Here is a 13,574-nt window from a genome sequence, read left to right as displayed (position 1 = left end):
CCCATCGCTTGAAAAAGCGTAAAAATTAGATAGTCCCTTCTCCCCTGAACCTCTTTATCTCCTCAACAGAAAATTCAAGGAGATCCTGAAAGACGACCTCATTGGCCGAGCTGAGAGGCAGGCCGGGAAATCGAATCCTGCCCGGGGTGTTGAGGAGTCCAAAGGAGACGTTAGGCATCTTGAGGGGGGTCCTGGTGACAGGGTCCTCTATCTCGATCCAGGACTTTCTAGCCTGATAGTGAACATCCTTAAAGATGTCCTCCATGTTGGCTACCGGTCCGGCCGTAATACCGGAGCGACCGCAAATCTCAACGATTTCTTTGAGATTTTTGCCTCCGATCCAGTCTGAGATCACCTGGTTGATGACACGGCGGTTTTCCTCCTTGATACGCTCTTCATTGATCCTGTAGCGAGGATCGTCCTTCATCTCAGGATGGCCGACGATCTCCATCAGCCTTTCAAATGGTTTCTGAGCGGCCCCGGAAAGGGTCACCCATCTTCCATCCCTGGTCATGTAGTTATTCCTGGGAACGACATAGCTCAACTCACTACCCTGAGGCTGCGGCACCTCGCCACTGAGGGTATAAGACAGGAATTCCGAGCCAAACAGCCCGAAAAGGGGCTCATACAGGGAAATATCAATAACGCCCCCTCCTTTTTCTCCCCTCTCCTGCCCCCTCAAGGCCAACATGATGGCAAAAGCCAGATGCATACCAGTAATAAAATCCGCCAGGGCCAGGGGCGCGTTAGTAGGGATGCCGCCCGGCTGAGCGTTGAGATAGGTAAAACCGCTCAAACCTTCGGCCAGGGTGCCAAATCCGGGCTTTGAGGCATAAGGCCCGGTTTGACCGTATCCTGAAACCCGGCCGATGACCAGGCCCGGGTTCACTTCCAGGAGTTTCTCCATGTCAAACCCCAGCCTTTCCATGGTGCCCGGGCGCATGTTCTCTATGAGCACGTCAGATTTTTCGATGAGCCTGAAAAAAATCTCCTTTCCGTCCGGCGATTTCAGATCAATGGTCACCGGGAGCTTGTTCCGGCCGAACACCGCCCAGAAAGGCTGAATCCCGCTTTCAAGAACCCCCCATCTCCGAATGGCGTCAGGCGTCTCAGGGGGTTCTACCTTGATGACCTCAGCGCCAAAATCTCCCATGAGCGTGGCGGCAAAAGGCGCAGCCAAGACCGTGGCCATGTCTATTATTCTCAAATCCTTCAATGGAAGATCAGAGACTTTGGCTTCAGACCTCTGGTCACGGATAAAACGATTGAGCTTGTCTTTTGATTCCACTTTATTCTACCTCAAATTGGGTGAAAAGGTCTTTAATCGAAAGGCGTCTTTCCATCATTATCGGCTCTCGAACATAAAAACCGGGCCTCGCCAGCATCTATCATTATCAGAGCTTTATAGCGCCCTCTTTGGCCAGGGCGATGAAATGGGCCACGTCAATCTCCTTGGGGCAGACAAAGGTGCAGGCCTGAGTCGAGTGGCACCTGTAAACCCCTTGGTCGCTGTACAGAACTTTAAACCGCTCCTCCTTCTCCTGCTCGCGCGGATCCATGACACGGACAATGGCGGCCAGCATGGCGTTCGGCCCGAGAAAACTCTTATGACTGCTGATACATGCCGAGGCGCAGCAAAAGCAGTTGATGCATCGCGTGGCGTTCACGTAAAGCTCCAGCTCGTTCGGCGTTATGGGGTACACGTCTCTTTCGACCGGCAGGGGCGCCGGTTCAATGATGTATGGCTTGACCTGGTTGACCTTTTCGTAGGCCTTTTCCATGTCCACCATCAAATCGCGGATGACGGGCGCCACGTCCAGCGGTTCGATGATAAAGGTTGTGGTCCTGAAACGGTGAACCGCGTTTTCAACCAGGAGTTCACACGCGAGAAGAGGCTTGCCATTGACTATGACGGAACAGGTTCCGCACTGACCGTGTTCACATGAGGAGTTCCAGGCCAGGGTGGAATCCTGTTCATCGTTTATTTTATGGAAGAGATCCACAAACCGGAGGATTCGGCCGGCCTCCATGTGATAATCCTGAATCCAGGACCGGTCTTCTTCAGGATTGTACCGGTGAATCTTCAAAGTGATGGAATAAGTTTTAGCCATAAATTTTTTTTAACGATCTTTTTTAAGCAAGATTTCAAATGAACTTCCCATGCCTTAATACTCTCGCTTAATCATCCCGAATTTTTGCGCATGCCCGCCCCCGGCTTCGAGAATGCTCATATCCACAGGCCGTTTCCCAAACTCAATCCTCCCGGATTCCTCCATGGTCGTTAACGTATGATAATTATACTCATTCTTTCTCTCAGGGAAGTCTTCACGATAATGAGCGCCTCTCGATTCTCTTCTATTGAGTGCGGCACAAGCGATAACCATGGACACGGTCAGCAGGTTATCCAGTTCCCAGCGCCGAACCAGTTCCTGGTTCATGATGAGCCCTCTGGTGGACAGCGCGGTTTTAGCGGCCCGATCTTTCAATTCCTTCAAGCCTTCGACAGCTTCCAGGAGTCCGGCTTCGGTCCTGAAAACACCGGCCTTCCCGGTCATCATCGTCTGCATGGCCTCACGAATCCGGCCAAGGCTGTCCCGGCCTTGGGCCTCGAGATAACCAGAAAATAGCGAAAGGGTATGCTCCCCTTCTGCTTTGGATGTTTCAGCAGGCGCTTCCTTCAAATACTCCAGCACCCTCTCACCTGCAAATTTTCCCATGGTGATCAATTCCAGAATAGAATTGGCCGCCAGGCGGTTGAAACCATGAAAGCTCGCGGCAGCGCACTCCCCTATGGCAAACAGACCCGGGACAGTGTCCTGCGAGCCGTTTTGCACTTCGCCGAACTCAGTGGTCGGGATTCCTCCCATGTGATAATGATTGCTCGGGCAGACAGGACAGAGCTCCTCCTTGGGGTTGATGTTTACAAACTTATTAAAAAAGTGCGAAATTTCACCTAGCTTCATGTCAAGGACATATTCTGAGAGATGTCTGAGGTCAATCCACACATGATAAATTCCATGATCAGGATTAAGGACGCCTCGGCCTTGTCGAATCTCGGTTTCAATAGCCCGGGACACGAGATCGCGCGGGGCCAGGTCCTTCATCTTTGGGGCGTATCTTTCCATGAAGGGTTTGAGGTCCTTGTTGCGCAGGACTCCGCCCTCACTACGTAATGCTTCACTGGCTAAAATACCAGGGCCAACAATGCCGGTGGGATGAAACTGGACCGCTTCCGGGTCCATGACCGGAAGCCCGGCCTGAAGCGCCAGAGCCAGCCCGTCTCCGGTATTCTGGCGGCAGTTGGTAGTGACCTTGAAGACCTGACCGCACCCGCCGGTGGCGATGATCGTGGCCTTTGATAAAATGCGGATAAACTCCCCTTCCTTCTGTTTGAAAACAACGCTGCCCACACATTGGTTTCCGGTGAAAAGAAGCTCGGTGGCGATGCTTTGAGTCAAAAAGCGGATGCCTCTTTTCAAGGCTTCACCCCAGGTGGTATCCATGATCCCTTTTCCGGTGCGGTCGGCTTCGAACACGGCGCGATAGGCCAGGGACTCACCAAAATTCAGGGTATGCCCCCCAAAGGTTCTCTTACTCAACTTGCCTTCGATATCCCGGCTGAAATGCATGCCCCTGTTTTCCAGCCACAGAATCTGTTCCCATGACGACTCGATGATTTTTTTAATGATATTTTGATCGGCCGTGCAGTCGGAACCCTTCCAGGTGTCAAACATGTGAAAGATATTCTTATCTACCGGGTCTCGCGGGTCCACCACGGCCAGGCCGCCCTGGGCGGTTGATGTATGGGACTTCTGAGGGTGAGAAACCTTGGTTAACGCCATGACGCTGGTTTCCGGCCTCTTTTCCAGGACCTCGGTCGCACACCGCAGCCCCGCTCCGCCGGTACCGATGATCAGCAGGTCACAATAAAAATCTGGTCCTTTTTTAAAAATCCTGTTCATGTAAAAACGACCACTGTCAAATAAAAAGGGTCACCTTGATCCCAACCCAGGCAAAGACGGCCATGACCATGAAAATTAATAAGGCACAGCCGTCTTGCAGCAGCCTGGACTCCAGGTAATCCTTGGCAATAGCCAGCAGGCCGTACCCGCCGTGGTATAGCACGGAGAGGATTAATACTATATCTATGACCTTGATTATCACGCTCTGCATTCTCGCCATAACAACGCTCGACTCATGACCGATTGAGGGATCGAGATGCATAAACAAAAGGTGAGCCGGAATCATGATCAACAAAAAAGCGCCGGTGATCCTTTGAAACTTCCAGGCTTTAGAGACTCCGCTTTCCCAGATTTTCGCTGCCACCCCATAACTCAGGCAGATGCTGACAACAAACAGGGTCAGCCAGAAAAATACCGGCGACACAGCCTGGTTGCCCATGATCATAAACAGGCCTATAAGCAGGATGTAAATCATGGAAAGGCCTAAGACCCATCGTATCATGGACTCATCGTTTCTTGAGCCAAAGATTTCGTAAAGGATGAGCCGGCCTCCATTAAAGGCGTGAAAGATGACCGGTACGGTCAGAAGCCACTCCAGAAAAATAAAAACAAAAGCGCGGAAGAGATTCATCTTGGTATCGTATTCCCCGGGCGAATGCAGGAAGGAAAGAGTGTAGATGTGATACCAGATATAGAGCACCAGGACGATGCCGGTGAGGCGATGGATCCAGGCGATGATATAGGGCCAGCCCCTCGTTCTGGCCAGGTCTGACAGAAAAGGGATATTCTCAAGCCGTGAGGAGATGCTGGTCATTCGGGCCTAATCCGGGCGTATTCCGTGCAGGAGGGCCGCCATTTCCAGGGTCCTCCGGGCGCGCTCCACCACCGCGTAATCAATAAACCGGCCTTCAATTTGAATGGCCCCTATCCCCCTGGCCTCAGCGTCCTCAAAGGCCTGAACCGCCATGGCTGCTTGCTTAATTTCTTCCTCAGTCGGGGAGAAGACTTCATTGCAGGGGCTGACCTGATCCGGATGGATGCAGAGTTTCCCCTGGAACCCGATCTGTCTGGCCTGGCGGGCTTCGGCCTTCAGAGCCTTCAGATCCCTGATATCAATCATAAAGGGAGTATCCAGCGGCGCGTCAATCCCGGCGGCCCGGCAGGCGATACAAATCCTGGACCGCGCATAGAGAAGTTCGGTGCCTTGCCTGGTCAGCTCGATCCCCATGTCCAAGGCATAGTCAGCCGCGCCAAAGGCCACGAAAAAAAACCTCGGCGGATCGGTCTTTACCGAAACAATCTCAAATATGTTCTGAACGGCTCTAGCAGATTCGATCAAGGGAAGCACGGAAATGGTTCCGAGCGGGATGCCTTGAGCCTTTTCCACCTCATTGAGCCTGGCGCCAATTTCCTGAACATGGGCCGCGCTTTCCGCCTTGGGGAGCATAATGCCCGCCAGCCCACCCACGGCCACCACCGCCAGGTCCCCCTGCATGAAACCGGTTTCCAGTCCATTGACGCGCACAAACATGGCTCTTTGGTCATGCTGGATGAGCTTGTCCCGCACCATGGCCCTAGTCTTTTCTTTCTCAGCCAGAGGCACCGCGTCTTCGAGATCAATGATAACGGCATCGGCTCCTGTATGGACCGCCTTATCCACCCGGTCTGGCTGGTTCCCAGGCACAAAAAGTGCCGTGCGTATGAATCCAGGTCTTTTCATCTCAGAACGTTATTCTGGCAATTACTATAATCGTAAAAAAATCCCCGCCGACATTAGTTGATGCCAAGAATGGCGCGGCCAGGGTTCTGTTCGGGTGGAGCGATTCCTGGCACAAGGCTCCACCCGGTCGTGATTATTTCAGTTCGTGCCGCGTAAAGCCCAAAATGTGGCGAGCGACAATAAGCGTATTGATCTGGCCGGTGCCTTCATAAAGGTCGGTAATCTTACAGTCGCGCATCCATTTTTCAGCCAGCCAGTCGCATGAATAGCCCAGCGGTCCCAGGATGTCAACGCATCTCTGACAGACCAGGGTGGCGGCCTTACCGGCTTTTGCTTTGGACATGGAGGCCTCCTTGCTGTTTCTCAAGCGCCGATCCATCATGCCTGCGGCGCGCCAGATCAGAAAACGGGCCGCATCGAGATTGGCTTCCATTTCAAGAAAGTCCCTCTGAACGGCACTCAACGAATGCAGGCCGCGATCATAGGGGAAGGTATATCCTTCTTGTTCGAGCTTCGCCTTGGTGAACTCCAGTGCGGCCCGGGCTATACCGATAGCCGAGGCGGCCACACCCGGACGGGTGGCGTCAAAGGTGGCCATGGCGCCGCCCAGGCCCTTTTTCCTCTCCTTGACCTCCGGGCTGCCCAGGATGTTGTCATAGGGAATGCGGCAGTCTTCAAGAAGGATGGAGACCGTGTCCGAGGCGCGGATCCCGAGCTTTTTTTCATTTTTGGTTACGGTTATACCCGGTCTCGTCTTTTCCACGACAAAGCTCTTGATCGCGGCCCGGCCCCTGCTCTTATCGAGCGTGGCCCATATGACCACAGCCTCACAGCGCCGACCCGAAGTAACGAAGATCTTCTCCCCGTTAATAATCCACTCATTTGTGTTTGGGTCGAGTTTAGCCGTGGTTTGGATGGAAGCCGTGTCTGATCCGGCCCCTGGTTCGGTAATGGCCATGGCCGCAAACAGGTGGCCGAAACGCTTTTTCTGGTCATCGGTCGCAACGGCGTTGATGGCCGCATTACCCAGCCCCAGCGTGCCGGCTCCTGAGGCCGCTGATTGATCTCCCCACGAATTCGCTTCACGCATGATCACACCGCTCAATCCCGGCTTTTCACTCGGCTTGTCGGTTCCCTGCATCATCTTCAGGATGGAGAGCTGATGCTCCTTGATCCGTTTGATCTCCTCATCTGTCAATTCCTCGTGCTCATGCTCGTATTCATCGTAATGACGAGCGATCTTTCTGGTTACCTCCTGACCAAATTGACGCGTCTTCTTAATGACCTCTCTCGTCAGGGGTGCAATTTCAAAGTCTATCATTATATGTCTTCCTCCTTGAAAAGGTTGTTCCTGATCAGTTTATCTGGCCATGGGCCATAGGGAGGGCTTGATCACCCGGTGGCCAGGCCTTCCATGGTCGCAAAAGCCCGGCCGTTCCGAAACCACATCTCCACCGGATGCTCGCGAATATATCCATGACCGCCCAATATCTGAACCCCGTAGTCCACGACCTTCATGGCCTGCTCGGCACAGTACATCTTAGCCAGGGTGGCGTCACGAGTGGCGTCCTCATGACGGTCCAGCCGCCAGGCGGCGCGCCAGGCCAAAAGACGCATCCCGTCAACCTCCATGGCCGACTCGGCTAACATGAAGGCTATGGTCTGACGGCTGGCAATCGGCTCCCCAAAAGCATAACGCTCCTTGGCGTAGTTTAAGGCATACTCATGCGATGCACGCGCCACACCCACGGCCATGGCGCACAGATTGGCCCGCGAAAGATTCAAGAGCCGCATGTAGTCTAGACCGCGATCGCCTCCAACGCGCCGCGACCGAGGCACCTCACAGTCCTTGAACGTTACCGGAAAAAGAGGCAAAGGCCTGAGACCCATGTTCTTCTCACGTTCTCCAATACTCAGCCCCGGCGTGTCCTTGTCCACAATGACCGCCTCCACCGAAGCCGGCCCCGCTCCCTTAGCCGTAGTGGCAAAAACCAAGATGTGCTCGGCCTGATCAGCCAACGGCACCATGCACTTGGTTCCGTTGAGCACCAATGTCTCAGTGCCCATCTCGACCGTGGTCTGTAAAAGCGTGGGATCAAACGTGATGCGGGGCTCCATCAGGGCCGAAGTGGCCGGGAAAAACTTCTCCCCGCAAAAATGAGGCAGCCACTCCTCCTTCTGCTCCTCAGTCCCAAACTCCAGAATCGGAATCATCATCGTCAAGGGCGAGAGCGCCCCAATTGCCAGGCTGACGACCGGCCCAGCTCGTAACCCCCGTATTTCTCCTCAATGGCATTATGCGTAAAACCCAGCTCCCAGACCTTGTCCAGAAGATCAGACGGCAGCTCGGCCTCCTCGTCACAATCCCGGGCAACCTCCCGAAGCTCATTCTGAGCAAACTTCCGCATCATGTCCTGTATCTGCTGTTGATCCTCATCCAAAGTGAATTCAGCCATTCTCGTTCCTCCTGATGTTTAAGGTTTGGTTTAAATATTGACAAAACACACGTAATTCCCGTGTGCCCGCCTGTCCTCTTTACATGCCGCGAGCGACCTGTGATAAGTACTTATACCTGCTGAAAACCACCGTCCTGGCATAAACCACTTTCAGGCAGTTCGAATAATATACGATTCCTGAAGCTAATTTCAATTCAATTCTGCATAAACCCTCGCCAGAACGATTTGCCTGACGTCAATCCAGCTTCCTGAAACGCGGCTGAAAGACTACGACCACAATCAGGAACAAAGCCAAGATGACGCCGCCGCCGGCCACCGTAAGCGGAGCGCCAAAAATTTCAGCCAGTGCCCCGGCGGGGAGTGTTGCCAGAGGCATAAGACCGAATGTCATCATGGAAATGCTCATAACCCGACCGACCAGCTCCTCAGGGGTATAACTCATGAGCAAGGTATAATTAAGGGTCATATACATGGAACTGCCAGCACCGACAAAGACCAGAAAAAAGCTTGCCAGAAGCAGAGAAGGTGAAAAACTAAAAAGAATCAAAAAAATGCCAAAGGCTATTCCAACAAAAAGCGTCAGAATGCCTTTGCGCCGGAAGTCTCCGCGCGATGCCAGAAAGATCGAGCCGCCCAAAGCGCCGACACCCACCGCTGACATGAGCAGACCAAGCCCTGTTTCTCCGGCTTTAAAAACGGTCTTGGCAAAGACGGGCATGAGTAACTGGTAAGGCATGGCGGTTATTATGGGAACGAAGCCAATGAGCAGAAGAATGAGAATGACGCTGTTATGCCGCACGTAACGCAGACCTTCTATGACGTCCGCAAGTAAAGGCGCATTGGGCCGCACGGTTATGGGCTTGCCAGGCGGAATCATCCATAAAGAAAATATCACCGCGGCACTGGAGATCGTCACCAGCCAGTAGACCCCGGGAATACCGATAAATTTAAGCAGGACGCCAGCCAGGGCCGGTGAAGCGATGCGGCAGATGTTCATAGCCATTGAGTTCATGGCGATCGCATTGAACAGGCCGTCCTTCCCCACCAGATCTAAAATATAGGCCTGACGTCCGGGCATGTAAAAGGACATGAAAGTGCCTGAGACAACCGAAGCCAGCATCAGGTGCCACAAAGTAATCATTTTAGCGGTGATCAGAATTGTAATGACCAAAGAGACCAGGCCCATGCCCGTTCTCGTGACCAGGAGCAGGTTTCTTTTCTGAACCCGGTCCGCTAGGGCGCCCCCATATAAAGAAAATAAAAGCATCGGTATGCCAAAACCGGCTGAGACCAGACCCAGAGCCAGGGCGGAGTCGGTCATGGTATAAACCAGCCAGCCGCGCGCCACCATCTGCATCATCATCGAGTTAAAAGAGGCAAGCATGCCTACCCAATACCAGCGAAAATCCCGGTTTCTCAATGAAGCAAATGCGGCCAGCCGCATCTTCGGGCGCGGTCCAGACCCCCGAGGACCTGGCCCAAACTGTCCATTCTCAGTATCCACCTGATACATCCATGATACTTAACGCGTTTAGAATTAAAAGGCCCCAGGCTGCCATGCCCGATCACTTCCTGACTTTTTTACTGTTGGCCTGATCAGCCGTCCCTTTAGCCACCGCGAGCTTATGCAGCTTGTTAAGGCCGGTTTTAATGGCCTTAGTTTCTTGAGGTGAAAGATGCCGGTAGATAGCGCGTTCAAAACGATCCACCCGACTCAATATCTTGGGCAGTATTACCCTGGCCTTGTCGGTCAAATAGATCCGATTCACCCGGCGATCATGCGGATCAGCTTCGCGCCTGACCAGGCCCTTTTCTTCCAGCCGGTCAATGATGTCTATTATGGTTGAGCTGTCTGAATAAAGCCTGACCACCAGTTCCCGGGCCGGCAATCCATCCTCCTCGTACAGCCGGCGCAAGACCCCGTACTGGCGCACCGTGAGGTCATAGTCCTGTACAAGCGTGGTCAGTTTTTTTTTGAGGATTTTATGCGTTCTGGAGATGAGGAAGCCGATGTATTCTTCACGGGCCATAAAAAAACTCCTTTCATCCTCGGGCAATCAGGCGGTTGACGGTTACAATACCACGTGTACGTATATTACGGATACGCTAATTGTCAAGAGTAAAAGTAAGCCGTCAACACATCAATCTTCAAGAGGTCTTGTCTGACGATATCCCCATTGACTCCAGTTATGCTCACGAAGCACCCTCTGGTAATTGCATAGACATACCGAATGTGGTAGTTATGCATATGTATCCACGGCGTATCTCCATTTAATCCGTATTAACTGAAGAATAAGGAGGAGCATCATGCGGCGAAGAATGGTAATTATTGGGGTTGCCATGGTATTACTTTCTCTGGGCCATGCAGGAGTGGGCCTGGCACAAAATCAAGCCGGATCATTTGCCATCTCTCCGTTTCTGGGAGGCTACATTTTTGACGGCAAACAGGACCTTAAACATGGCATGACCTTTGGCCTGGGCCTGGGTTATAACTTGACAGAAAACTGGGGCGGAGCGGCTCTTTTCAACCAGATTGTTACAGACTCCAAGGCCGGCGCCGGCCAGGTAAATGGATATTTATTCCGCCTGGAAGGACTCTATCACTTCACGCCGTCCAGAAAGCTGGTTCCCTACCTCGCCGCCGGAATAGGCAGTATCACCCTCAATCCCCAAAGAGGAGCAAGCTGTACCGAACTCTTACTGAATTATGGCGCCGGTCTGAAATACTTTCTGAACGAGAATATGGCCCTACAGGGTGATGTCCGGCACATCCTTTCATTTGGCAGCATTCAGCACAACTTCATCTATACCCTGGGACTCTCCTTTTTATTTGGCGGCGCAAAGGCAGTCGTGCCGCCTCTGGACAGTGACGGTGACGGGGTCAATGACGATCTGGATAAGTGCCCTGGCACGCCGGCAGGCGTAAGGGTGGACCGCTCCGGTTGTCCGCTTGATAGTGATGGGGATGGTGTTTACGACTTCCGGGATAAATGCCCTGGCACTCCGGCCGGTGTCAAGGTGGACCGCTCAGGCTGTCCGCTCGATAGTGACGGCGATGGTGTCTACGACTTCCGGGATAAATGCCCTGGCACCCCGGCCGGTGTCAAGGTGGATCGTTCCGGCTGTCCGCTCGATAGCGACGGCGATGGTGTCTACGACTACCTGGACAGGTGCCCCAACACCCCGGCCGGTGTCAAGGTGGACAGTTCCGGATGCCCTCTGGATAGCGATGCCGATGGCGTGCCCAACTATTTAGATCAATGTCCCCGGACACCTAAAAGCGCAACCGTGAATGAGATAGGATGCTGGATCGTCAGGGACATCAATTTTGATACTGATAAATGGAATATCAAGCCAGCATTCCGTCCAAATCTGGACCAGGCCGTAGAAATTCTGAAGCGAAACCCCTACCTGAAAATTGAGATTCAGGGTCATACGGATAATATCGGCAAAAAGGCATACAATCAGCGCCTTTCTGAAAAACGCGCTGGAGCCGTCATGAACTACTTCATGCAGCAAGGTATTGCCAAAGATCGTCTTACTGTCAGGGGATACGGCTTTTCAAGCCCCATCGCAACCAATGAAACAGAAGAAGGCCGGGCCAAAAATCGAAGGGTTCAATTGAGGCCCCTGGATTAGATTCTGACCGGACGGTCTGCGTTTATTAAATACACAGGGGGTTGAGCCGTAACAGGCCTAATCCCCTGCTTTTATCTTTTAATACTATTCTTGATATGTATAAGTTTTCGGCCAATGGTAAGACCGACTTCCAGGGCCTGGACCTCATGAGGCATAGTGCCGCCAGATAAAAAATCACCTGAGAGCGGGCAACATTATGCCAATAAAGCTTAAGAGGTGACCTGCACCCTTTCTTCCTGAGTCATATTGGCCAGGCGCTCGACTTCCTGCACCTCCAAACCCAGCCCCTCAGCTACGCGTCTGCCATAGTCTGGGTCTGCCTTATAAAACAAGGCTGTCTGGCGAAGCTGAATGCGTTTTTGTGCTCCGCCCAGATGATCCACAATATTCCTGATCTGGTTCATGCGGTCTTGATCGGTCATGACGTCGCGGTACAAGTTCCCCGGCTGAATAAAATCGTCGTTGGGATGCGTAGAGGCATGACGTGCCCCAAGACCTGAAACCTCAAAGGGCGGCTCGCCCGCGGTTGGATCCGGTTCTGGTCCGCCGAAGCTGTTAGGCCAGTAGTTCGGACCGCCTTCACCGTTTGCATCAACCCGCATAAAACCATCACGCTGGTAGCTGATTTCCGAGGCATTCTTGGGCCGGTTAACCGGGATCAGGTGATAATTGGGCCCCAAGCGATGCAGGTGAGTGTCGTGGTACGAGAAGAGTCGAGCCTGAAGCATTTTATCCGGAGAAGCAGCAATACCCGGGACCAGGTTGCCAGGGCAAAAGGCGGCCTGCTCCACCTCGGCAAAATAATTAACAGGGTTGCGGTTTAGCACCAATTTGCCCACCTTGATGGGTGGAAAATCACCGTGAGGCCAGACTTTGGTGATGTCAAAGATGTCCCAGCGATAATCCTTGGCCTGCTCCGGGGTCATGATCTGCATCTCGAGTGTCCAGGACGGGTAATCGCCCCGTTCAAGGGCTTCATATAGGTCCCGTGTGGCATGGTCAGGATCCTCGGCTGAAATACGGGTTGCCTCCTCCAGGGTAAGGTTCTTGACACCCTGATCGGTCTTGAAGTGGTACTGCACCCAAAAGTACTCACCTTTATTATTATACCACTTGAAAGTATGGCTGCTGTAGCCGTTCATGTGGCGGAAAGTGGCCGGCGTGCCACGGTCAGAAAAGAGGATCGTGACCTGATGGATGGATTCTGGCGTTAGCGAAAGGAAGTCCCAGAACATATCCGGGTCCTTGCAGTTGGTGGCGGGATGCCGCTTCTGTGTATGGATGAAGTCTGGGAATTTCAGAGGGTCTCTGATGAAGAAGACCGGCGTGTTGTTGCCCACGAAGTCGTAATTACCTTCTTCGGTATAGAACTTTATGGCAAATCCGCGCGGATCGCGAGCGGCATCGGGCGAGCCCTTTTCACCGCCCACGGTGGAAAAACGCGCAAAAACTTCGGTCTGCTTACCGATTTCCGATAGGAACTTGGCTTTAGTGTACTGGGTTACGTCGGCCGTGACTTCAAAATAACCATACGCGCCAGCGCCTTTGGCGTGCACTACACGTTCTGGGATGCGTTCACGGTCAAAGTGGGCCAATTTTTCCAGCAGGTGCACATCCTGCATCAGGACCGGCCCGCGCTCGCCGGCGGTCAGGCTGTTCTGATCGTCGGCTACCGGGATGCCGAAAGCGGTGGTTAAAGTCTTCTTTTTTTCTGCCATTTGTTTCTTCCTCTCTTCTATTGGCCATTTGTTTTTATCTTACTTTGAACTCTGGGCCTTCGCAAGATCATAAGATTTT

Annotated in this window: 12 protein-coding genes; 1 reads left to right on the top strand and 11 read right to left on the bottom strand. The window is 52.9% G+C overall.

Annotation, left to right across the window (positions count from 1 at the left end; all coding sequences use genetic code 11):
* Positions 1-25: 25 nt before the first annotated feature.
* From JRI95_09435 to JRI95_09390, 10 genes are all read right to left on the bottom strand, one after another.
* Positions 26-1,288: a CoA transferase gene (locus JRI95_09435; GenBank protein MBW2061768.1), complete on the bottom strand. Its 1,263-nt coding sequence runs from the start codon at positions 1,286-1,288 to the stop codon at positions 26-28.
* Between the two features lie 106 nt (positions 1,289-1,394).
* On the bottom strand, positions 1,395-2,111 hold the full coding sequence (locus JRI95_09430) for a succinate dehydrogenase/fumarate reductase iron-sulfur subunit (GenBank protein ID MBW2061767.1): 717 nt from the start codon (positions 2,109-2,111) through the stop codon (positions 1,395-1,397).
* 54 nt (positions 2,112-2,165) lie between these two features.
* The gene (locus JRI95_09425) at positions 2,166-3,962 is read right to left on the bottom strand and encodes an FAD-binding protein (protein MBW2061766.1); all 1,797 of its coding nucleotides are present in this window, start codon (positions 3,960-3,962) and stop codon (positions 2,166-2,168) included.
* Between the two features lie 16 nt (positions 3,963-3,978).
* Positions 3,979-4,776: a hypothetical protein gene (locus JRI95_09420; protein ID MBW2061765.1), complete on the bottom strand. Its 798-nt coding sequence runs from the start codon at positions 4,774-4,776 to the stop codon at positions 3,979-3,981.
* Between the two features lie 6 nt (positions 4,777-4,782).
* The gene (locus JRI95_09415) at positions 4,783-5,682 is read right to left on the bottom strand and encodes a CoA ester lyase (GenBank protein MBW2061764.1); all 900 of its coding nucleotides are present in this window, start codon (positions 5,680-5,682) and stop codon (positions 4,783-4,785) included.
* A gap of 133 nt (positions 5,683-5,815) precedes the next feature.
* Complete coding sequence (locus JRI95_09410; protein ID MBW2061763.1) at positions 5,816-7,003, bottom strand: acyl-CoA dehydrogenase family protein; 1,188 nt, start codon at positions 7,001-7,003, stop codon at positions 5,816-5,818.
* A 71-nt stretch (positions 7,004-7,074) separates the two neighbouring features.
* Positions 7,075-7,905 (bottom strand): acyl-CoA dehydrogenase family protein, encoded by an 831-nt coding sequence (locus JRI95_09405; GenBank protein MBW2061762.1) that lies wholly within the window; start codon positions 7,903-7,905, stop codon positions 7,075-7,077.
* Positions 7,902-8,138 carry an acyl-CoA dehydrogenase family protein gene (locus tag JRI95_09400; GenBank protein ID MBW2061761.1) on the bottom strand — a complete coding sequence of 79 codons (237 nt, stop codon included), beginning with the start codon at positions 8,136-8,138 and terminating at the stop codon, positions 7,902-7,904. Before JRI95_09400 ends, JRI95_09405 begins: the two co-directional genes overlap by 4 nt.
* Positions 8,139-8,373: 235 nt before the next feature.
* Entirely contained in the window at positions 8,374-9,642 is a 1,269-nt protein-coding gene (locus tag JRI95_09395; GenBank protein ID MBW2061760.1) for an MFS transporter, read from the bottom strand.
* A 61-nt stretch (positions 9,643-9,703) separates the two neighbouring features.
* Positions 9,704-10,168 (bottom strand): MarR family transcriptional regulator, encoded by a 465-nt coding sequence (locus tag JRI95_09390; GenBank protein ID MBW2061759.1) that lies wholly within the window; start codon positions 10,166-10,168, stop codon positions 9,704-9,706.
* Positions 10,169-10,445: 277 nt separating this feature from the next.
* Here JRI95_09390 and JRI95_09385 point away from each other — a divergent pair, with 277 nt between their 5' ends.
* Positions 10,446-11,777, top strand: coding sequence for an OmpA family protein (locus tag JRI95_09385; protein ID MBW2061758.1), 1,332 nt, complete (start codon positions 10,446-10,448; stop codon positions 11,775-11,777).
* 209 nt (positions 11,778-11,986) lie between these two features.
* Here JRI95_09385 and JRI95_09380 read toward each other — a convergent pair whose 3' ends face one another.
* Positions 11,987-13,495 carry a catalase gene (locus JRI95_09380; GenBank protein MBW2061757.1) on the bottom strand — a complete coding sequence of 503 codons (1,509 nt, stop codon included), beginning with the start codon at positions 13,493-13,495 and terminating at the stop codon, positions 11,987-11,989.
* Positions 13,496-13,574: the final 79 nt, after the last annotated feature.

The sequence above is a fragment of the Deltaproteobacteria bacterium genome (genome assembly GCA_019308995.1).
Taxonomy (GTDB): Bacteria; Desulfobacterota; Desulfarculia; order Adiutricales; family JAFDHD01; genus JAFDHD01.
This window is presented reverse-complemented; position numbering and strand designations above follow the sequence as displayed.

Bases quoted from the DNA above. Each gene is read 5' to 3' on its own strand.
- JRI95_09425 (MBW2061766.1), bottom strand. From the start codon at position 3,962: ATGAACAGGATTTTTAAAAAAGGACCAGATTTTTATTGTGACCTGCTG.
- JRI95_09400 (MBW2061761.1), bottom strand. From the start codon at position 8,138: ATGGCTGAATTCACTTTGGATGAGGATCAACAGCAGATACAGGACATG.
- JRI95_09410 (MBW2061763.1), bottom strand. From the start codon at position 7,003: ATGATAGACTTTGAAATTGCACCCCTGACGAGAGAGGTCATTAAGAAG.
- JRI95_09430 (MBW2061767.1), bottom strand. From the start codon at position 2,111: ATGGCTAAAACTTATTCCATCACTTTGAAGATTCACCGGTACAATCCT.
- JRI95_09385 (MBW2061758.1), top strand. From the start codon at position 10,446: ATGCGGCGAAGAATGGTAATTATTGGGGTTGCCATGGTATTACTTTCT.
- JRI95_09380 (MBW2061757.1), bottom strand. From the start codon at position 13,495: ATGGCAGAAAAAAAGAAGACTTTAACCACCGCTTTCGGCATCCCGGTA.
- JRI95_09390 (MBW2061759.1), bottom strand. From the start codon at position 10,168: ATGGCCCGTGAAGAATACATCGGCTTCCTCATCTCCAGAACGCATAAA.
- JRI95_09415 (MBW2061764.1), bottom strand. From the start codon at position 5,682: ATGAAAAGACCTGGATTCATACGCACGGCACTTTTTGTGCCTGGGAAC.
- JRI95_09420 (MBW2061765.1), bottom strand. From the start codon at position 4,776: ATGACCAGCATCTCCTCACGGCTTGAGAATATCCCTTTTCTGTCAGAC.